Source organism: Kocuria sp. CPCC 205258 (assembly GCF_040981005.1).
GTDB lineage: Bacteria > Actinomycetota > Actinomycetes > Actinomycetales > Micrococcaceae > Kocuria > Kocuria rosea.
Genome location: NZ_JAVKPS010000013.1, coordinates 32,464 through 51,183 on the forward strand (window position 1 = coordinate 32,464; position 18,720 = coordinate 51,183).

At 74.0% G+C, this 18,720-nt stretch carries 20 protein-coding genes; 10 read left to right on the top strand and 10 right to left on the bottom strand.

Annotated features, from left to right (window positions below; translation table 11 throughout):
• Nucleotides 1-14 precede the first annotated feature (14 nt).
• Together RF644_RS16640 and RF644_RS16645 are read left to right on the top strand one after the other, a co-directional pair.
• Nucleotides 15-566: a hypothetical protein gene (locus RF644_RS16640; RefSeq protein ID WP_368797320.1), complete on the top strand. Its 552-nt coding sequence runs from the start codon at nucleotides 15-17 to the stop codon at nucleotides 564-566.
• Nucleotides 567-692: 126 nt separating this feature from the next.
• Nucleotides 693-1,016, top strand: coding sequence for a hypothetical protein (locus RF644_RS16645; RefSeq protein ID WP_368797321.1), 324 nt, complete (start codon nucleotides 693-695; stop codon nucleotides 1,014-1,016).
• Here the strand turns inward: RF644_RS16645 and RF644_RS16650 are convergent.
• The 5 genes from RF644_RS16650 to RF644_RS16670 all read right to left on the bottom strand — a co-directional run bounded on the left by RF644_RS16650 (nucleotide 991) and on the right by RF644_RS16670 (nucleotide 4,487).
• Entirely contained in the window at nucleotides 991-1,518 is a 528-nt protein-coding gene (locus RF644_RS16650; protein ID WP_368797366.1) for an Lrp/AsnC family transcriptional regulator, read from the bottom strand. The genes RF644_RS16645 and RF644_RS16650 overlap by 26 nt on opposite strands.
• A 302-nt stretch (nucleotides 1,519-1,820) precedes the next feature.
• Complete coding sequence (locus RF644_RS16655; protein ID WP_368797322.1) at nucleotides 1,821-2,840, bottom strand: permease prefix domain 1-containing protein; 1,020 nt, start codon at nucleotides 2,838-2,840, stop codon at nucleotides 1,821-1,823.
• 5 nt (nucleotides 2,841-2,845) lie between these two features.
• Nucleotides 2,846-3,202 (bottom strand): PadR family transcriptional regulator, encoded by a 357-nt coding sequence (locus RF644_RS16660; protein ID WP_165440240.1) that lies wholly within the window; start codon nucleotides 3,200-3,202, stop codon nucleotides 2,846-2,848.
• Nucleotides 3,203-3,283: 81 nt separating this feature from the next.
• The gene (locus RF644_RS16665) at nucleotides 3,284-4,075 is read right to left on the bottom strand and encodes a nitroreductase family protein (protein ID WP_368797323.1); all 792 of its coding nucleotides are present in this window, start codon (nucleotides 4,073-4,075) and stop codon (nucleotides 3,284-3,286) included.
• A gap of 25 nt (nucleotides 4,076-4,100) precedes the next feature.
• Nucleotides 4,101-4,487 carry a hypothetical protein gene (locus RF644_RS16670; RefSeq protein WP_368797324.1) on the bottom strand — a complete coding sequence of 129 codons (387 nt, stop codon included), beginning with the start codon at nucleotides 4,485-4,487 and terminating at the stop codon, nucleotides 4,101-4,103.
• Between the two features lie 129 nt (nucleotides 4,488-4,616).
• On the opposite strand from RF644_RS16670, the gene RF644_RS16675 reads away from it, so the two are divergent.
• From RF644_RS16675 to RF644_RS16695, 5 genes are all read left to right on the top strand, one after another.
• Complete coding sequence (locus tag RF644_RS16675) at nucleotides 4,617-5,384, top strand: methyltransferase domain-containing protein (RefSeq protein ID WP_368797325.1); 768 nt, start codon at nucleotides 4,617-4,619, stop codon at nucleotides 5,382-5,384.
• Nucleotides 5,385-5,434: 50 nt separating this feature from the next.
• Nucleotides 5,435-6,673: an NAD-dependent epimerase/dehydratase family protein gene (locus RF644_RS16680; RefSeq protein WP_368797326.1), complete on the top strand. Its 1,239-nt coding sequence runs from the start codon at nucleotides 5,435-5,437 to the stop codon at nucleotides 6,671-6,673.
• A gap of 8 nt (nucleotides 6,674-6,681) precedes the next feature.
• Entirely contained in the window at nucleotides 6,682-7,839 is a 1,158-nt protein-coding gene (locus RF644_RS16685) for a glycosyltransferase (protein ID WP_368797327.1), read from the top strand.
• A gap of 112 nt (nucleotides 7,840-7,951) precedes the next feature.
• Nucleotides 7,952-9,361 carry an MBL fold metallo-hydrolase gene (locus RF644_RS16690; RefSeq protein WP_176336941.1) on the top strand — a complete coding sequence of 470 codons (1,410 nt, stop codon included), beginning with the start codon at nucleotides 7,952-7,954 and terminating at the stop codon, nucleotides 9,359-9,361.
• A gap of 418 nt (nucleotides 9,362-9,779) precedes the next feature.
• Nucleotides 9,780-10,562 carry a hypothetical protein gene (locus tag RF644_RS16695; protein WP_368797328.1) on the top strand — a complete coding sequence of 261 codons (783 nt, stop codon included), beginning with the start codon at nucleotides 9,780-9,782 and terminating at the stop codon, nucleotides 10,560-10,562.
• A gap of 121 nt (nucleotides 10,563-10,683) precedes the next feature.
• On the opposite strand, the gene RF644_RS16700 is transcribed toward RF644_RS16695, so the two are convergent.
• Nucleotides 10,684-11,766: an aromatic acid exporter family protein gene (locus RF644_RS16700; protein WP_368797329.1), complete on the bottom strand. Its 1,083-nt coding sequence runs from the start codon at nucleotides 11,764-11,766 to the stop codon at nucleotides 10,684-10,686.
• Between the two features lie 81 nt (nucleotides 11,767-11,847).
• Here RF644_RS16700 and RF644_RS16705 point away from each other — a divergent pair, with 81 nt between their 5' ends.
• Together RF644_RS16705 and RF644_RS16710 are read left to right on the top strand one after the other, a co-directional pair.
• On the top strand, nucleotides 11,848-12,258 hold the full coding sequence (locus RF644_RS16705) for a CrcB family protein (protein WP_368797330.1): 411 nt from the start codon (nucleotides 11,848-11,850) through the stop codon (nucleotides 12,256-12,258).
• Entirely contained in the window at nucleotides 12,255-12,626 is a 372-nt protein-coding gene (locus RF644_RS16710; RefSeq protein WP_368797331.1) for a CrcB family protein, read from the top strand. The genes RF644_RS16705 and RF644_RS16710 overlap by 4 nt, the downstream gene beginning before the upstream one ends.
• A 20-nt stretch (nucleotides 12,627-12,646) precedes the next feature.
• On the opposite strand, the gene RF644_RS16715 is transcribed toward RF644_RS16710, so the two are convergent.
• The 4 genes from RF644_RS16715 to RF644_RS16730 all read right to left on the bottom strand — a co-directional run bounded on the left by RF644_RS16715 (nucleotide 12,647) and on the right by RF644_RS16730 (nucleotide 18,118).
• Nucleotides 12,647-14,347 (bottom strand): ABC transporter ATP-binding protein, encoded by a 1,701-nt coding sequence (locus tag RF644_RS16715; protein ID WP_368797332.1) that lies wholly within the window; start codon nucleotides 14,345-14,347, stop codon nucleotides 12,647-12,649.
• Nucleotides 14,348-14,360: 13 nt separating this feature from the next.
• Nucleotides 14,361-15,323: an ABC transporter permease gene (locus RF644_RS16720; protein ID WP_017834715.1), complete on the bottom strand. Its 963-nt coding sequence runs from the start codon at nucleotides 15,321-15,323 to the stop codon at nucleotides 14,361-14,363.
• Complete coding sequence (locus RF644_RS16725) at nucleotides 15,320-16,324, bottom strand: ABC transporter permease (RefSeq protein WP_368797333.1); 1,005 nt, start codon at nucleotides 16,322-16,324, stop codon at nucleotides 15,320-15,322. The genes RF644_RS16720 and RF644_RS16725 overlap by 4 nt, the downstream gene beginning before the upstream one ends.
• 99 nt (nucleotides 16,325-16,423) lie before the next feature.
• Nucleotides 16,424-18,118, bottom strand: coding sequence for an ABC transporter substrate-binding protein (locus tag RF644_RS16730; RefSeq protein WP_368797334.1), 1,695 nt, complete (start codon nucleotides 18,116-18,118; stop codon nucleotides 16,424-16,426).
• A 288-nt stretch (nucleotides 18,119-18,406) separates the two neighbouring features.
• Between RF644_RS16730 and RF644_RS16735 the strand changes: the two genes are divergently transcribed.
• Nucleotides 18,407-18,664 carry a DUF6480 family protein gene (locus RF644_RS16735; RefSeq protein WP_052132666.1) on the top strand — a complete coding sequence of 86 codons (258 nt, stop codon included), beginning with the start codon at nucleotides 18,407-18,409 and terminating at the stop codon, nucleotides 18,662-18,664.
• The last annotated feature ends 56 nt before the right edge of the window (nucleotides 18,665-18,720 follow it).

Genomic DNA, 18,720 nt, shown 5'->3' on the forward strand with positions numbered 1-18,720 from the left:
GCAGGAGACCCCAAATGTCCATCGACACCAGCACGACCACAGCCCGGCAGCCGGCCGGCGCCCGCCGCCACGCCCGCAAGGCGGTGCTGTCCCTGGCCTCCCTGACCCTGGCCGCAGGCGCCCTGCCGCTGCTGGGCGCCCCGGCCCAGGCCGCCCCGGCCCAGGCCGCCTCGGCCCAGGCCGCCCCGACGCAGTCCTCGGTGCTCGAGACGGCGTCGCACAAGCCCCACCAGAAGCACTGCTCGGTCGACGCCCACAAGCCGTCCTGGACGTGGCACCACGGGAAGAAGTACGTCAAGTACCCCTTCCACGTGAAGTGCCACAAGAAGTACAAGGTAGAGGTCAAGCAGTACTACTACGCGGTCGACAAGCACGACCACCACTACTACACCGGCGGCCACCACGACTACTACTGGGGCGACTCCTGGGGCGGCGGGCACTGGAAGCACCTGGACCACCACGACGCCAAGAAGGTCTACCACGTGGTCAAGTACCGCTACTACGACGGCAAGCACTGGTCCCCCTGGCACCAGGAGACCAGCCACTGGACCGGTCTCGGCCACTGACCGGACGGCACCGGGGGCCGGCCGGACACCGGACGGCCCCCGGACCGCTCCTCCTCCCGACGCCCCCGAGGCCGTCCCCCGGCACTGCGCGCGGGGGACGTCCTCCCGACACCACAAGAGCCGATCATGGACCTCACCCATCAGCACCCCGCCGCCAGGGCCTGGGACCTCGCTCCCGGCGACACGTTCCACGGGCGCACCATCACGGCCGTCCGCGGCGTGGTGGGACTCGCCCTCAGCCCGGTGGCCGTCATCTCCTTCACGGAGGACGACCGGGAGCACCGCGCCCAGGCCCGGATCGGCGCCGCCCACTGCGAGACGCACCAGCACTACGACGACATCATGCTCAGCGCCCGCGCGTGGGTCCGCACCCACGGCCTGCACGAGGGGGACGCCGTGGACCTGGGCCGGCTGCGGGCCGAGGTCATGGGCGCGGCCTCCCGGAACTGACCCCGCCCCTCCCCTGGACCTCGTCCCCCGCGAGCAGCGGCGCCACCCGGTACGGGATGACCGTGCGCAGGAACATGCTCGTGGAGGTCCGCAGGATGCCGGGGCACAGCCGGATCTCCTCGGAGACCCGGTAGAGGTCCTCGGGGTCCTTCGCCACCACCCGGCACAGCAGGTCCGTCTGCCCCGCGGGGGCGAAGACCTCGATGACCTGCGGGATCGCCTGCAGTCCCGCGATCGCCTCGTCGAGCTGGTGCTGGTCGAGCTCCACAGCCACGCTCGCGGCCAGGCCGTAGCCGAGCGCCGCGGGCGTCACCCGGGTGCTGTGCGGGCGCAGCGCGGGGCTCGCGCGGTAGCGCTCCAGCCGGGCGTGGATCGTCCCGCGCGCCAGGCCGGTGCGCTGGGCCAGGGCGAGCACCGTCATCCGCGGGTCCTCGTCCAGCGCCGCCAGGATCCTCCGGTCCGTCGCGTCCAGCGGACCCGCTGCCGTCCCGCCGTTCGTCATGCTGACCACCGCGGCCCCTCTTCCCCGTCTCCATTTGATCGATCTGACCGGTTCCAGAGTAGACGTTTGCGCACAGTGCCGACCAGGGTGTCGAATGATGGTCACACGATGCGCCACCTGACCCGGTTCGGCGCATCCCGGCCGGCGCCGGTCGCCCACGAAGCGTCCCGCGTCCCGCGCTGCTCGGCACCCCGCGGCGGCAGAGGCCCCCTTCCGGCCCGCGGGAGCTCCTCGGAGCTCCCGCGGGCCGAGTGCTTCCCCGGACAGGAGCGACGGGCGCCGCCGCCGGTCAGCTCCGCCGGTCAGCGCCGCCGGACCGTCGACCGGCGGCAGGCGAGGAAGCTCGCCACGAGGTCCCAGACGGTGACGACCACCACGAGCGCGACCCCGATCTGGGCGAACTCCTCGCCCACCCAGCCGCGCTCGCGGAAGACCGGGTTCACCACGGACTCGGTGCGCAGCACGGTGATGAGCAGCGCGGCCATGGCGAGGTCCAGGACGGCGCCGACCCCGAACAGCGCCCAGGACCAGCGGCGGCGGAAGAAGCGCAGCAGCTCCCACCCCCAGGCCAGCAGCACGATCCCCAGGTAGAGCGGCACCCAGGGCGTCCACACGGCGGGGTCGAGCAGGGGCTCGCCGGCGAGCGGGCCCTCACGGAGCAGCGGCCGCGAGAGCAGGAACGGCGCGGCGAAGGCCAGGCCCAGGGCGATGGTGGCCCAGACCAGCTCCCCCACGGTCGAGTCCCGCTCCGGGCGCGGCGGCGGCAGCTGCTCGACCGTCCAGCGCGGGGGCGCCTCCCCCGCCGCCCCGGTCTCCCCCCGGGCGCCGCGCCCCACCGCCTCCGCGACTTCCGTGCGCTCCACCACGGCGAAGACGACGACGGCGATGCCCGCCCCCATGAGCGCCCCCTGGATCGCGGCACCGACCGCGGGGGTGAGCGAGAGCACGAGGTAGGTGACCAGGTCCTCGCGCCCCGCCTCCCCGAAGAGCCGGCCGATCAGGGTGAGCCCGCCGAAGAGGCCGGCCAGGACGGGCACCAGGACCTTCAGCAGCTCGAGGAAGTCGTGGTAGTGCTCGAGCCCGATCAGGTGCCGCGGGCCGGGACCGTAGTCCTCGGCCAGCAGGGCGGGGTCGCCGAGCTCCTCGAGGGCGCGGCGCTCCGCCTCGGCCGGCGGCAAACCGTGCGCCACGCCGTCGTCGACCATGTCGGCGACCGTGCCCCGCAGCTCCCGGGACACGTCCTCGCGGGCTCGGGGCGGCAGGCGCCGGGCGACCTCGTGGAGATAGCTTTCGGTGCGCGGGGGGAGGGTGCTGGCGGACATGGCGATCAGTCCTCGGGACGAGTGGGGCGGGCGAGGGTGGACAGGGCGGCGTGCAGCCGGAGCCGCTCGGCCTCGAGGGCGTCCCGGACGCGGACCCCGGGACCGGTGATCCGGTAGAACTTGCGGGGCCGGGACTCGTCGGTGTTCCAGTCGCTCTCGAGCAGGCCCTGCGCCTCGAGGCGGCGCAGCAGCGGGTAGAGCGTGTTGGCCTCGACGTCGAGCCCCGCGTCCCCGAGGGTCCGGAGCAGGGCGTAGCCGTAGCGGGGCTCGTCCAGGACGAGCAGGCAGGCCAGGACCACCGTGCCGCGGCGCAGCTCCTGGAAGTGGGAGGCCACGATCGGGTCGCTCGGTTCAGCCGCCATACCCACACGATAGTGTGTGCCACACACTAATGGAAGAGCCGCCCACCCGACGCCCCGGCTCCCGTCGCCGGCGGGCGGCGCTCAGTCGTCCCAGCCCTCCTGCGGCGTGGCACAGGACTCCCGGAAGACGTACTGGGAGATCCGGCGCCGCTCCCGGCTGGACCAGTCGATGGCCGGGCGGCGGTGCTCCTCGGGGACGTAGCCCAGGCGGTAGACGGCCATGAGCTCGAGGTCCTCGGGCACGTCCAGGAGGTCCACGACCTCGGCCCACCGGGCGGGGGCCTCCATGGGGAAGGAGATGAACTGGATGCCCATGCCGAGCTCCACGGTGGTCAGCCAGAGGTTCTCCATGGCCGCGCCCATCGAGAACAGCGAGTAGAACCCGGAGAGCTCCCCGGGCCGGTACTCGCGGCGGTCGAGCATCACCCCGAGCAGCATGGGGGACCCCGCGACAAGCTTGTGGTTCTCCGCGCCCAGGGTCTGGGGCACCCGCAGCCGGTTCATCATCGCCTGCCCGCCCGGGGTGAACGCCTTCTTGGTGAAGGGGCGCAGCACCGCGGGCAGCTTGTCGAAGAGCATCCCGAAGCGCTGCTCCTCCATCTCCTGCCTGCTGAAGCGGAAGTAGCGCTTGTACCGGTCGAAGAAGCTCCCCTCGGCCATCACCTGCGTCATCGAGTCGGCGCTGATCCGGGCGATCCGGTCGATGGTCCCCCGGTCCTCGATCAGCACGAAGCGCCACGGCTGGCTGTTGAACTGGGAGGGCGCGGCCGCGGCCGTGCGCAGCAGCAGCTTCTGATGCTCCGGGGACACCCGGTCCGGCAGGAACGGGCCGTTGGTGGTGCGGCGGTTGAAGACGACGTCGAGGAACTCCATGTGCTCTCCGGTCAGGTCGGGCGGCTCAGCCGGCGCGGGCGGCGCGGGCTCGGAACAGGGCGGTGGCGTAGAACGGCGCCGCGGACAGCGCGGCGAGCGCGTGGCGGCGCGGGTGCCCCTGGGCGGGCGTGCCGAGGTGCGGCAGGGCGGCCAGGGGCAGCAGCGCCGGCGCCAGGGCCCGGCCCGCCGCGCGCCCGGAGGCGGAGGGGGAGCCGGCGGCGAGGACCGCGGCCAGCGCCGTCGTCGTGGTGGTGGTGACGTAGAGGGCGTGGTGGATCCAGCGGAACCGGCCCGTGCGCACGATCCCGGCGCCGACGGACGCCCCCAGGGCGGCGTTGGCGGCCCAGCACGCGCTCGCGAGGCCGATCCACGGGCCGGGTCGCGAGCCCACGGCGTGCACGGTGTGTCCCACGCGGTCCCCTCCTGCCGTCCGGTCCTGCCCGGCACCGGCCGGGAGCCCCAGTCTAGTGACGGCACCCCGCGCCGCCCCCGGCCCGCCGTGCTCCTTGGCGGATCGTGTCGGTCCGCGCAGAATGGGCAGATGCCCTCCGCCCAGCCGCGCGCCCGGCCCGACCTCTCCCGGCGGGACGCCGAGCTGCGCGAGCTCATGGACGACCCCTCCTGCGACCTCGCCGCGCTGCGGCGCACCTACGCGCGCTTCGACGTGGTCAACTCCCTGGTCGCCGGGTGGGCTGCGACCTACCGGCGCCGGATCCGGCCCCTGGCCGTGCCCGGCCGGCCGCTGACCCTCCTGGACGTCGGCGCCGGCGGCGGGGACGTGGCACGCGCCCTGGCCCGGTGGGCGCAGCGGGACGGGATCGATCTGCGGGTCACCGGCATCGACCCGGACGCCCGCGCCCACGAGTGGGCCTCGGCGCGGACCCGCCGCTGGTCGGCCCGGCACCCGCGGGCAGTGCCCCCGGTCTTCCGGCGGGTCACCAGCCGGGAGCTGGTCGCGGCCGGCGAGACGTTCGACGTGGTGCTCTCCAACCACCTGCTCCACCACCTGGACCCGGGGCCGGTGCGGGACCTCGCGGCGGACTCGGAGCACCTGGCCGGCCGGCTGGTGCTGCACAACGACCTCGTGCGCAGCCCGGCGGCCTACCGGCTGTACTCGGTGGGCGTGCTGCCCCTGGCCCCGGGCTCCTTCCTGCGCACCGACGGGCTGCGGTCCCTGCGCCGCGCCTACCTGCCCCACGAGCTGCGCGAGCTGACCGGTCCGGGCTGGGAGGTGCTCCCCGGTTCGTTCGGGCACCAGCAGCTGGTCCTGGACCGTTCACTCCCGGTTCACGCGCGTCCTTCACGCTGAGCGCGAGACCGACACGACGGGCCCGGCAGCGGCCCGGGAACGGAGCACCAGTGAAGATCGCGATCCTCGGCGGCGACGGCTTCTGCGGCTGGCCCGCGGCCCTGCACCTGTCCGCGCGCGGCCACGACGTGGTGGTGGTGGACAACTTCTCCCGCCGCGCCATCGACGTCCGGCTCGGGACGGAGTCGCTGACGCCCATCCGCGGCCTCGACGAGCGCCGCGCGGCCTGGCAGGAGCTGACGGGCCGGCGGATCGGCGCGGCCGAGATCGACCTCGCCGCCGACTACGAGGCGTTCCTCGACCTCCTGGTCGTCGAGCGCCCGGACGCCGTGGTGCACTTCGCGGAGCAGCGGGCGGCGCCGTACTCCATGCGCACCCCGGCCACGAAGCGCTACACCGTGGACAACAACGTCGGCGCCACGCACAACGTGCTGTGCGCGGTCGTGGAGTCCGGGCTGGACGTCCACGTGGTGCACCTGGGCACCATGGGGGTCTACGGGTACGGCACCGCCGGGATGCGGATCCCGGCGGGCTACCTGGACGTGGAGGTCCCCGGACCGCACGGCACGGTCCCCCAGCAGATCCTCTACCCCTCCCACCCCGGCTCGCTGTACCACATGACCAAGGTCCTGGACCAGACCATGTTCGCGTTCTACGCCAGGAACGACCGCCTGCGGATCACCGACCTGCACCAGGGCATCGTCTGGGGCACCGGCACCGCGGAGACGGCGCTCGACGAGCGGCTCGTCACCCGCTTCGACTACGACGGCGACTACGGCACGGTGCTCAACCGCTTCCTCGTCCAGGCGGCGGTCGGCCACCCGCTGACCGTGCACGGCACCGGCGGGCAGACCCGGGCGTTCATCCACCTCCAGGACATGGTCCGGTGCGTGGAGCTGGCCCTGCTCCACCCCCCGGCGGCCGGCGACCGCGTGAAGATCTTCAACCAGATGACGGAGACCCACCGGGTCCGCGACCTCGCGGAGCTCGTGGCCGGGCTCACCGGCGCCGAGGTGGAGATGGTCCCCAATCCCCGCCAGGAGTCCGCGGAGAACGACCTGCACGTCGACAACGACGCGTTCCTGGAGCTCGGCCTGCGGCCCACCACCCTCTCGGAGGGGCTGCTGCTCGAGGTCGAGCGAACCGCCGTGCGCTGGGCCCACCGCGTGGACCGCTCCCGCATCCCGGCGACGTCCGTGTGGAACTCCCGCCGGCGCCCGGGGATCCCGGCGCGGCCGGCCCGCTCCGCGGTCCCGGCCGCGCCCGCGCCCATGTCCGCGGGCGCCTGAGCCGGCGGATGCGGATCGCGCTCTGGACGGACGTCTTCGCCCCGAACGTCGACGGGGTGGTGACGCGTCTGACGCGCACCCTGGACGAGCTCGGGGACCTCGGCCACGAGGTGCTCGTGCTCACACCGGGGGATCCGCCCGGGCACTGGGGTCCGCACCGGGTGGTCAGGGCCCCGTCCGTGACGTTCCCCTGGTACCGGGACGTCCGGGGAGGCCTGCCGTCCCCGCGCACGGAGCGGGCCGTGTCGGCGTTCCGCCCCGACGTGGTGCACGCCGTGAACCCGGTGTGGTTCGGCGCGTGGGGCGCGCTCTCCGCGCGGACGCGGGACCTGCCGCTGCTGGCGTCCTTCCACACCGACGTGCCGCAGTACATGAGCGTGTTCGGGCACGGGCTCGGCGCCCTGCGCCGGCCCGTGGAGCGGTGGATCCGCACGACCCACAACCTCGCCGAGGTCAACCTGTGCACGTCGGGGCCCATGGTGGACCGGGCCGAGGCCCTGGGCGTGCGCCGCGTGGCGCTGTGGCCCAAGGGCGTGGACACCGTCCTGTTCCACCCCGCCAGGGCCTCCGCCGCGATGCGGTCCCGGCTCACCGGCGGGCACCCCGGGGAGCGGCTGGTGCTCTCCGTGGGGCGGCTGTCGAGGGAGAAGAACGTGACGGCGCTGCTCGAGCCGATCCGGCGGCTGCCGGGCACCCGGCTCGCCGTGGTGGGCGACGGCCCGCACCGGCCCGAGCTCGAACGGCGCTTCGCGGGCACCCCCACGGTCTTCCCGGGCCGGCTCGCCGGGGAGGAGCTGGCGGCCGCCTACGCCTCGGCGGACGTGCTCGCGTTCCCGTCCACCACCGAGACGCTGGGTCTCGTGGCCCTGGAGTCCCTGGCGAGCGGGGTGCCGGTGGTCGGCGCCCGGGCCGGCGGCATCCCGTTCGCGGTGGCCGACGGGCGGACCGGGCTGCTCGTGCCGCCCGGCGACGCGGACGCGCTCACCGCGGGCCTGGCCCGGCTGCTCGACGACGCGGCCCTGCGCGCGCGGATGGGCGCGGCCGGCCGGGCGGAGGCCGAGGGCCTCGGCTGGCGGGCCGCGACGGAGTTCCTCGTGGCCTGCTACGACGAGGCGGTCCGCCGGCATCGGAACCGCCGGCCGACGCCCCGGCACCCCTCCGACTAGATACCCCCGGGGGTACTTGCGCTATACCCCCAGGGGTATTATCGTTGTGCTCAGGACGACGCGGGAACCCTTCCGGACACGCGTCACCAGCCATCGAACGAAGGAGAATCCCATGCTGATCGAGCGCATCTACGACGAGGACCTCGCCCAGGCCAGCTACTTCATCGGGTGCCAGCGCACCGGCCAGGCTCTGGTGGTCGACCCCCGCCGCGACATCGACGTCTACCGGGACATGGCCGCGAAGAACGGCATGGAGATCACCGCCGTCACCGAGACCCACATCCACGCCGACTACCTCTCCGGCACCCGCGAGCTGGCCGCGGCCACCGGCGCGGACATCCACGTCTCCGGCGAGGGCGGGGAGGACTGGCAGTACGAGTTCGAGGCGAACCGCCTGCACGACGGCGACGAGATCCGCATCGGCAACATCGTGGTGGCCGCGGCGCACACCCCGGGCCACACCCCCGAGCACCTGTCCTTCCTGGTCACCGACGGCGCCTTCGCCGACGCCCCGGGCTACCTGCTCACCGGCGACTTCGTGTTCTCCGGCGACCTGGGCCGTCCGGACCTGCTGGACGAGGCCGCCGGCGGCGTGGACACCCGCTTCCTCGGCGCGAAGCAGATGTTCGCCAGCCTCAAGGAGAAGTTCCTGACCCTCCCCGACCACGTCCAGGTCTTCCCCGGCCACGGCGCGGGCTCGGCCTGCGGCAAGGCCCTGGGCGCGATCCCCTCCACCACGGTGGGCTACGAGCGCCTCTACGCCTGGTGGGGCCCCTACCTGGCGGCCGACGACGAGGCCGGCTTCGTCGCCGAGCTGCTCGACGGCCAGCCGGACGCACCGTTCTACTTCGGCCGGATGAAGAACCAGAACCGCAGGGGCCCGGCCGTCATGGGCGAGCGGGCGCCCCTGCCCGAGCTCGACCCGCAGCAGGTCGCGCAGCGGCTGGCGGCCGGCGAGGTGACCTTCGTGGACGCCCGCTCCGCGGACGAGGTGCACACCGGGACCGTGGCCGGGGCGCTGAACATCCCGGCGGGGAAGTCGATCGCGACCTTCGGCGCCTGGGCCGTGAACCCCGAGGCCGACGACCGGCCGCTGGTGCTGCTGGCGCCCGACCAGGAGGCCGCCCAGGAGTTCTGGGACCACCTGGTGCGCGTGGGCATCGACGCCGTGGCCGGCTACGTCACCGGGATCGAGGGCCTGCCGCAGGCCACCCCGCGGCTGGTCTCCCCCGAGGAGGTCGAGACCTTCGACAAGGCCGTCCTGCTGGACGTGCGCGCCGTGAGCGAGCACACCGCCGGCCACATTCCCGGCTCCACCCAGCTGCACGGCGGCCGGGTCCTGTGGAACCTGGACCGGCTCCCGGAGCAGGGCACGATCGTGACCTACTGCCAGAGCGGGCTGCGCAGCTCGGTCGTAGCCTCGACCCTGCGCCACGCCGGCTACGACGTGGTGGAGCTCGAGGGCTCCTACGCCGCCTGGTCCGCCGGGCAGGAGGCCCTGGAGGCCACCCCCGCCCGCTGAGCCCCGCTCCGCTCGGACGGCAGCCCCGCCCCTGACGCCGCGTCCCCCCGGTGCCACCGCACCGGGGGGACGGGGCGTCCTGCGTGCCCGGCTCCCGTCCTGTGCACGCAGGACGGCAACCGGGAGCACCCAGGACGCGCAGGACGCCGCCGGAGCCCAGCGGCCGGGGCCGGCACGCGGCCTGACCGTTCACTATTGTCAACACGGACTACCGGCAAGTAGGTTCGACGGCACAGCAGTCCGTCGGACGCGCTCCGGATCTCCGCGAGCTCCGCGGTGCACGCCGCACGACCAGCAGCACGACATTTCCTGTCGCCCCCGCCACCGCGCGGACCGGCGGCACGGGGGGAGGTCCTGCCGCGCGCTGCCGGCCGCGGGGCGCCCCCGGGGCGACGACCGAGCACAGGAGACACAGGACATGACTGCTGGAAAGACATGGGCGGCCACGGGCGCCACCGCCGCGATGCTGGCCGGAGGCCTCCTCCTCGGGGCCCCGGCGGCCGTCGCGGCCCCGGGGGACCCCGCCTGCCTGCAGGCCACGGCACAGCTGGACGCGGCGCTGGCCGGGGCCGGGCTCACCCCCGAGTCGCTCGGGGCGCTCGACCTCTCGGCCGAGGCCGTGGCCGCCGCCGAGGCCCAGTACGCCGCGCTCGTCGAGGGCGCCGGCGGACCCAGCCTGCAGGAGCTGGAGGCGGCCGCGGCCGCGCTGATGACGGCCCAGGAGTCCGGCGACGCGGAGGCCGTCGCCCTGGCCGAGGCCCGCCTGGCGGAGCTCGACCAGCAGCTCACCATTGCGTTCGGCACGCTCGACCCCGCCGTCGCGGAGCAGGCCGTCGCCGAGGCCGCCGTGGCGTTCGAGGCGCTGCTGGCCGAGCTGGCCCTCGACGAGAGCGCGGTCGACCAGTTCCTCGTGCTCCTCGAGCAGGCCGTCCTGGCCTGCGAGGCGCCCGCCGCCCCGGCCCCCGTGGCGCCGGTGCTCCCGGCCCCGGCGGAGCCCGCCCCGGCCTCCGTCGAGGCGGCGCCCGTCGAGGTGCCCGCCGAGACCGCGCCGGTGGAGGTCAACCCGGGCCTCAACATGCAGACCGCCGTCGCGGAGCCGGAGCAGCGTCCCGGCGCCGGCCTGGCCGCGGGCCTGCTCGCCGCGGGGATCGCCGCGAGCGCGGCGGGCGCGCTGCGCCTGCGGCGGCGCAGCCGGTCCTGAGCCGCCCGCCGTCCCGGTGGCCCCACGGGCCCCGGGACGGCGCGACCCCGGGGCCGCGCCGAAGCCGCCCCGGGGCCCGAGGCCGCCCCGGGACCCGGAGGCCTCGGGACGGAGGAGGCTCCTAGCCCCGGGTCACGGCGCTGCTGCCGGCCGTCGGGGCGGTCGGCGGGTCCAGGACCGCCACGAGCCGGGCGAGGTCCTGGGCCGCGGCCATGACGAGCCGGTCCTCCGCCCGGGAGGGGTCGGTGAGATCGGAGTGGAGACGGCCCACCAGGGAGCGGACCCGCTCGGCGGCCTCCTCCGGATCCTCACCGGCGGCCCACGCCCGCACCGCGTCGGCGGCGGACTGCACCGCCTCGCCGAGCCGGGCGGTCAGGGCCGCGGGCACCAGCCAGTCGTGCGCCTGGTGGTCGTAGAGCTCGCGCACCGCGTCCGTGAAGCCCCGGAGGTGGAAGATGACGTTCTCGAGCTTCAGCAGGGAGTCGTAGCCCGGGTCCCCCGGGTCCGCGGCGGGTCGCCGCCGCCGCCGGAGCACCATTCGGGGGTTGCCGCGGGCGCTGCGCGCCGACTCGTCGACCGCCTCGCGCACCTCGCCGGTGATCCGCACCAGGGAGTGGTTGCGCCGGCGCCAGTCCCGTCCCCCGGTGGTCCCGGGCTCCGCGAGCTCCCCGGCGACGTCCTCGAGGTAGTCGACGACGACGTTCTGCAGCCGGTCGAGCTGCAGGCGGGCCGTGCGGAAGTCCAGCGGCGGGAAGACCGTCACGTTGACGAGCAGCCCGATCGCCACGCCCACCGACATCTGCACGAGGAAGCCGGCCGAGAAGCCCTCGGCGTCCTGGCCCCCGACGATGAGGACGAACAGCGCGCCGACCGGGACGTACTCCGCACCCGCCCCGAGCCGGCGGATGCCAGCCAGGAGCACGCCCACGCCGACCGCCACGGCGACCGTCACCAGGTTGGGCTCGCCGACCAGCAGGACCCCGGCCGCCAGGAGGATGCCCAGGGCGATGCCGGCCACGGTCTGCAGCCCGGCGCGGACCGAACCCAGCACGGTCGGGTACATCGCGGAGATCGCGCCCAGCGGCGCGTAGTAGGGGTACTGGTCGATCACGCCGGGCATCCGCTGGGCCACGACCCAGGACAGGGCCACGGCGAGCGAGGTCTTGAGGGCCAGGAGGATCCGGGCGCCGCGTATCGTCTGCACCCGGACATCCTACGGACCGGCCGGTAGGATCGAGCCCGCCGACCGCTCCCCCCGGGGAGCCCGCCCCCGAGGAGCACCCCCATGAGCCGACCGCCGCACCGGCGCCTGCTGCTGGTCCTCGCCGTGGGGGCCGGCGGGGCGCTGGGCACCGGCGCCCGCCACGGACTCGCCGAGCTGGTGCCGACGGTGGCCGGCTGGCCCCTGGCCACCCTGACCGCGAACCTGATCGGGGCGTTCCTGCTGGGGATGCTCCTGGAGGCCCTCCTGCGGCGCGGTGCGGAGACCCCCCGCGGGATGCTGCTGCGCCTCGGCGCGGGCACCGGGGCGCTGGGCGGCTTCACGACATTCTCCTCGCTCGCCCTCGAGACCGAGCGGCTGCTGACCGGCGGGGCCGCGGGACAGGCGCTGGCCTACGTGGGGATCTCACTGCTCTGCGGGTTCCTGGCGTGCCTCGCCGGCACCGTCCTCGCGGCCCTCGGGCGGCGCGCGTGACCGCCCTGCTGATCTGCCTCCTCGGCGGACTGGGCGCGATGGCCCGGTTCGCGGTGGACGGGACCGTGCGGCAGCGGTGGGGGACGTCCTTCCCCGCCGGCACCGTGGTCGTCAACGTGAGCGGCTCGTTCCTGGCCGGCCTCCTGTCCGGGGCCGCACTGGCCGGGGTGCTGGGCGGGCCCGCGGCGTCGGTCGCCGTGATCGGCTTCTGCGGCGGATACACCACCTTCTCCACCGCGATGGCCGACACCGTGCGGCTGGTCCGGGACGGCTGGACGCTCCGGGCGGTGCTCAACGCCGCGGGCACCGGCGCGCTGACCGTGCTCGCGGTGCTCGCGGGGCTGGCCGCGGCGGCACCGCTGCGCTGAGCGCGGCCGCCCGGCCGGTCTCAGGCCCCCACGCGCAGCTCGTTGCCGGGGATCGAGGCCAGTAGCTGCCGGGTGTACGGGTGCTGCGGGTCGGTGAAGATCTCCTCACTCGCGCCGGCCTCCACCAGCCGGCCGTCCTTCATCACGCACACCTCGTCCGAGATCAGCCGGACCACCGCGAGGTCGTGCGAGATGAACAGGTAGGACAGCCCGAACTCGTCCTGGAGCCGCCCCAGCAGGTCCAGGATCTGCTTCTGCACGAGCACGTCGAGCGCGGACACCGGCTCGTCGCACACGATCAGCTCCGGCTGCAGGGCGAGCGCCCGGGCGATCGCCACGCGCTGGCGCTGGCCGCCGGAGAGCTCGTTGGGGTAGCGGTTGACCGTCGAGGGCGGCAGGGCGACCTCCTCGAGCAGCCACTTCACCCGGTCCTGGCGCTCCGCCCGGGTGCCGCGGCCGTAGGTGGACAGCGGCTCCTCGACGATCCGCCCGATCGTGAACATCGGGTTGAGGGACGAGTACGGGTCCTGGAAGATCGGCTGGACCCGCTGCCGGAACGCGGCCAGCTGCCTGCCCCGGAGTGCCGTCACGTCCTGGCCGTCGAAGCGGATCGACCCGGAGGTGGGCTCGTAGAGCTTCAGCAGCATCCGCGCCGTCGTCGTCTTCCCCGACCCGGACTCGCCCACGATCGCCACGGTCCTGCCGCGGGGCACCGTGAGGGAGACGTCCTGGACCGCCGTGAAGTCCGCCTGGCCCAGCCGCCCCTTGAAGACCTTGGTGAGGTTCTCGATCACCACCAGCGGCTCCCGGGCCGCGGCCCCGGCCGCCGCCGGAGCCGCCGCCGTCGCACCCGCTCCCGTCCGGCCCGGCGACGGGACGGCCTGCCGGCCCACCCGGGCCGCGGCCACCGAGGGCGCCGCCTGCACGAGGCGGCGGGTGTACTCGTCCTGCGGGTCCTCGAGCACCCGGGCGGACGGGCCGGCCTCGACGATCCGCCCGCGGTGCATCACCACGATGTCCTGGGCGCGCTCCGCGGCCAGGCCCAGGTCGTGGGTGATGAGCAGCACGGACGTGCCGATCTCCTCGGTCATCCGCTCGATCTGGTCCAGGATGGTGCGCTGCACGGTGACGTCGAGGGCGGACGTCGGCTCGTCGGCGATGAGCAGCCGCGGCCGGCAGGCGAGCCCGATCGCGATGAGCGCGCGCTGGCGCATGCCCCCGGAGAACTCGTGCGGGTACTGCCGGGCGCGCCGCTCGGGCTCGGGCAGCCCCGCGGCCGCGAGCGCCGCCACGACCTTCTCGTCCACGTCCCGGCGGGTGGCCAGTCCGTGCACGAGCAGGGTCTCGGCCACCTGGCGGCCGACCGTGGTCACGGGGTTGAGGTTGGACATGGGGTCCTGCGGGACGAGACCGATCTGCCGGCCGCGGATCCGCCGCATCCGCGCCTCGTCCAGGCCCACGAGCTCCTGGCCCGCGAAGCGGACGGAGCCGCCGGTGACCCGGCCGTTGCCGGGCAGCAGTCCGATCACGGACATGGCGGTGGTGGACTTGCCCGAGCCGGACTCCCCCACGATGGCGAGGGTCCGGCCCTCGCGCAGGGTCAGGGACGCCTCGTGCACGGCCTGGACCGGCCCGTTCATCGTGCTGAAGGCCACGGCGAGGTTCTCGACCTCGAGCAGCGGGGCGGCGTCCGCCCCCGGGGCGTGGTTCTCCGGTCTCATCGGTCGGTGCACCTCACGCGGTTCGTGACTTGGGGTCGAGGGACTCGCGCAGGGACTCCCCCAGCAGGGTGAAGCCCAGGGCGGTGACGGCGATGCACAGGCCGGGCAGGAACGCCAGCTGCGGGGCGATCGACAGCTCGGCCTGGGCGTAGGTGAGCATGCGGCCCCACTCCGCCGTCTGCGGCACGCCGCCGCCCAGGCCCAGGAAGGACAGGGCGGCCGCGTCGATCACCGCGGTGGCCAGCGTCAGGGTGCCCTGGACGATGACCGGCCCGGTGCTGTTGGGCAGCAGGTGGCTCATGGTGATGGTGCGGCGGGACAGGCCCAGGGTCTGGGCGGCGAGGATGTAGTCGGCGCCCCGCTGGGACAGCATCGAGGAGCGCAGCAGGCGGGCGAAGATGGGCACCTGGGAGGCGCCGATCGCGATCATCACGGCCCACTGGCTCTGCCCCATGATCGCGGCGATGGACACGGCCAGCAGCAGGTTGGGCACGGAGAGCAGGATGTCCACGAAGCGCATGATCACGCTGTCCACCCAGCCGCCGAGGCCGCCGGCCAGCAGGCCGAGGACCATTCCGCCGACCAGGCCCAGGGCGGTGGAGACCACCCCGATCACCAGGGAGGCGCGGGCCCCCCAGATCAGCTTGGACAGCAGGTCCCCGCCGAAGCGGTCCAGGCCCAGCGGATAGCCCTCGACCTCCCCGGGGCCGGGGATGGTGGTGGGGGTGATCTCGGTGCGCCCGGGCAACTCCTCGCCGCCGAACGGGGCGAGCCACGGGGCCAGGAGGGCCACGAGCAGGAAGACGCCGACGATCACGGCCCCGGCGATGGCCGCGGGATTGCGGCGCAGCCGGCGGAAGGCGTCCTTCCACAGGCTCGTGCCGACCGCCGCGGTGGTGCCCGGGGTGGTCGTGACGGCCTCGGGGCCCTCGGTGTGCGAGGGACCTGAGGGGGCGGGGGGAAGTGTGGCGCTCACTGGACACGCACCCGGGGGTCGATGAGGCTGTAGGAGATGTCCACCAGCAGGTTGATCAGGGAGTAGGCCAGGGCGATGAAGATGATGAAGCCCTGCAGCACGGGGTAGTCGAGGGTGAAGATCGCGTCCCGCAGGAACCGGCCGATGCCGTTGAACGCGAAGACGGTCTCGGTGAGCACGGCCCCGGAGATCAGCAGGCCGGTCTGCAGGCCGATGGTGGTGACCACGGGGAGCATGGCGTTGCGCAGGATGTAGCGGCCGCGGATCAGACCGCGCGTCAGGCCCTTGGCGCGGGCGGTGCGCACGTAGTCCGCGCTCTGGACCTCCAGCACCGAGGCGCGGGTGATGCGCACGATGATCGCCAGCGGGATCGTGCCCAGGGCCACGCCCGGCAGGACCAGGTGCAGGAGCGCGTCCCACGCCGCGTCCCACTCGCCCGTGAGGACGCCGTCGAGGACGAAGAAGTTGGTGTGGTGCGTCGCGTCGATGCGCGGGTCCTGCCGTCCGTCCGCCGGGAAGAGCGGGACCTGGATCGCGAGCAGCCACTTGAGGATGAACGCCAGGAAGAACACGGGGACGGTGACGCCCAGCAGGGACAGCACCACCGAGGAGTGGTCCAGGAGCCTGCCGCGGTGGCGGGCGGCCACGTAGCCGAGCGGGACCCCGATGCCCACGGCGAAGACCAGCGCCACGAGCGCGAGCTCCAGGGTGGCGGGGAAGCGGGTGAGGAACTCCTCGACCACGGGCCGGCCGGTCACGATGGAGGCGCCGAAGTCCCCCCGGAGGAGCTGACCCGTGTAGACGACGTACTGCTCGAGCAGGGGGCGGTCGAAGCCGTAGACCTCGTTGATGCGGGCCACGGCCTCGGGGGTGGCCTTGTCCCCCAGCAGGGCGGTGGCCGGCCCGCCGGGCAGGGCGCGGACCCACGCGAAGAGCAGGACCGACAGGCCGAGGAGGGTGGGGACGAGCAGGGCGAGCCGCTTGCCGATGACGCGGAGCATTCCGGTCCTTCCGGACGGAGAGGGGCAGAGGGGAGGACCGCCGGGAGGACGGCGGGGGCGGTCCGGGGCGGCGCGCGCTGCGCCGCCCCGGACCCGGGCTCACTCGCTGAGCTCGATCCTGTTGAAGACCTCGTCGTTGACCGGGCTCACCGGGTAGGACTCCACCCGGGGGTCGAAGGCCAGCGACGGCGCCGGGTTGGCCAGGGGCACCGCCGGCAGCAGCTGCATGATCTGCTCGTTGATGTCCTCGTAGACCGGCGTCTGCTCCTCGACGCTGGTCAGCTCGCGGGCCTCGGCCAGCGCCCGGAACAGCTCGGGGTCCGCGAAGCCGAACTCGGGCTTCTCCCGGCCGAAGAACACGCCCACGAAGTTGTCGGTGTCGTTGTAGTCCCCGGTCCAGCCGAGCAGGTGCAGGTCGTGGTCCGGGGTGCCGTTGATGCGGTCGAGGTAGTCCGGGGACCACTTGTCCGGCTGCGGGTTCACGGTGATGCCCACCTCCTCCAGCTGCGCGGTGAGCGTGGTGAAGGTCTGCTCGGGGTTCGGCATGTAGGGGCGGGAGACGCCGGTCGGGTAGCTGAAGTCCAGCTCCAGGCCGTCGGCGTAGCCGGCCTCCGCGAGCAGCTCGCGGGCCCGCTCGGGGTCGTACGCGTACTCGGTGACGTCCTGGTTGTAGCCGTTGACGGACTCCGGGATGAACTGGGTGGCCACCGTGGTGCCCTCGGGCAGCGTCTGGGAGACCAGGGCCTCCTTGTCGATGGCGTGCGCGATGGCGCGGCGGACGTCGACGTCCGCGAGCTCCTCCTGCGCCTGGTTGAAGCCGAGGTACAGGATCGTGAACGGGTCGCGGGTGACCACGTTGTAGCCGGCGTCCGTCAGGGCCTGCGTGTCGGCCGGGGCCACCAGGTCGTAGCCGTCCACGCTGCCGGACTCGAGCGCCTGGCGGCGGGCCTGGGGGTCGTCGATGATCCGGAAGATCACGTCGGTGACCTGGCCCTGCTCGCCCCAGTAGTCGTCGTGGGCGGCCAGGACCACCTGGTTGCCCACGTCCCAGGAGTCGAACCGGAACGGTCCGGTGCCCACCGGGTGGCCCTGGGCGTACTCGGAGAGCTCCGGGGACTCCTCCGTGCCGCCGGCGGTGTCCGCGCCGTACTCCTCGAGGGCCGTGGGGGACTGCATGGCGAACGCCGGCAGGGACAGGGCGGCGATGAAACCGGCGAACGGCTTGTTCAGGGTCACCTCGGCCTCCCCCTCCCCCGTGGCCTCGCAGCCGGAGTAGATGGCGTCCTCGGGGGCGTCCGCGAAGCCCTTGAACAGCGAGCCGTAGTAGTAGGCCATGTTCTCGGACTGCAGGAGGCCCTCGAAGTTGTACCAGCGCTCGAAGTTCGCGCAGACGGCCTCGGCGTCGAACGCCGTGCCGTCGTGGAAGGTGACGCCCTCCCGGAGCTGGAACGTGTAGGTCCGCCCGTCCTCGGACTGCTCCCACGACTCGGCGAGCAGGGGCTCGGGGTCCGCCGAGCCCTCCTGCACGCCCACGAGACCCTCGAAGATCTGGCGGGAGACGCGGAAGGACTCCCCGTCCTGCGCGAACGCCGGGTCGAGGGTCTTGGGATCGGACGACGCCGCGAAGACGAACGTACCGTCGACGTCGCCGCCGGCTGCGGCCTGGGTGGCGCCGGCTCCCCCCTCCTCGCGGTCCGAGGAGAGGCAGCCGGTGAGGACGAGGGCGGCCACGGCGGCCAGGGAGGTGACGGCGAGGGGGCGGCGGGCGCGCCCCGGACGGGATGGCGTGGACATGAACGGACTCCTCGAGGGGCGAGCGGCAGGACCGGCTCCGGGTGGCGGAGCGGGGACGCGGGTCCCCGGACTGCCGGCAGGCGTGTGACGGGTACCACACGGTACAAGTGATACCACGAGTTGCACTCAAGTCATCTCATGCCCGCGTGGCGGGCATGTTTCCGATCGCGCACACCGGGTCGCCCGTTCCCGGCGCACCCGGGCGACCCCGGCCGTTTCACCAGTAAGCTTGCTATTCTGCTGGGAGCACCCGTCCCAGCACGTCCCACCGGAAGAGAGCAGGACCCCGTGGCCGAGATCAATCCCGAGCAGGAACGCAACGACCCGAAGAAGGCCGGTGACGCCTTGAACGAGGAGTCCGGCCTGAGCATCGAGGGCGACACCCCTCCCGACGCCGGCTCGGGCGTGGGCCCGACCAACCCCGAGCTCGACGTCGACCGGCCCGGCGACTCCTCGAAGGGGAAGCTCGCGCTGGCCGTCATCATCGGCCTCGTGGCGCTGTTCGTGGTGCTGTGGTTCGTCGGCGCCGTCGTGGGGATGTTCTGACCCCGACGCCCTGAGGCACCGGGCCGCCGCCCCACGCCCCGGCCCGCGGCCTGCCG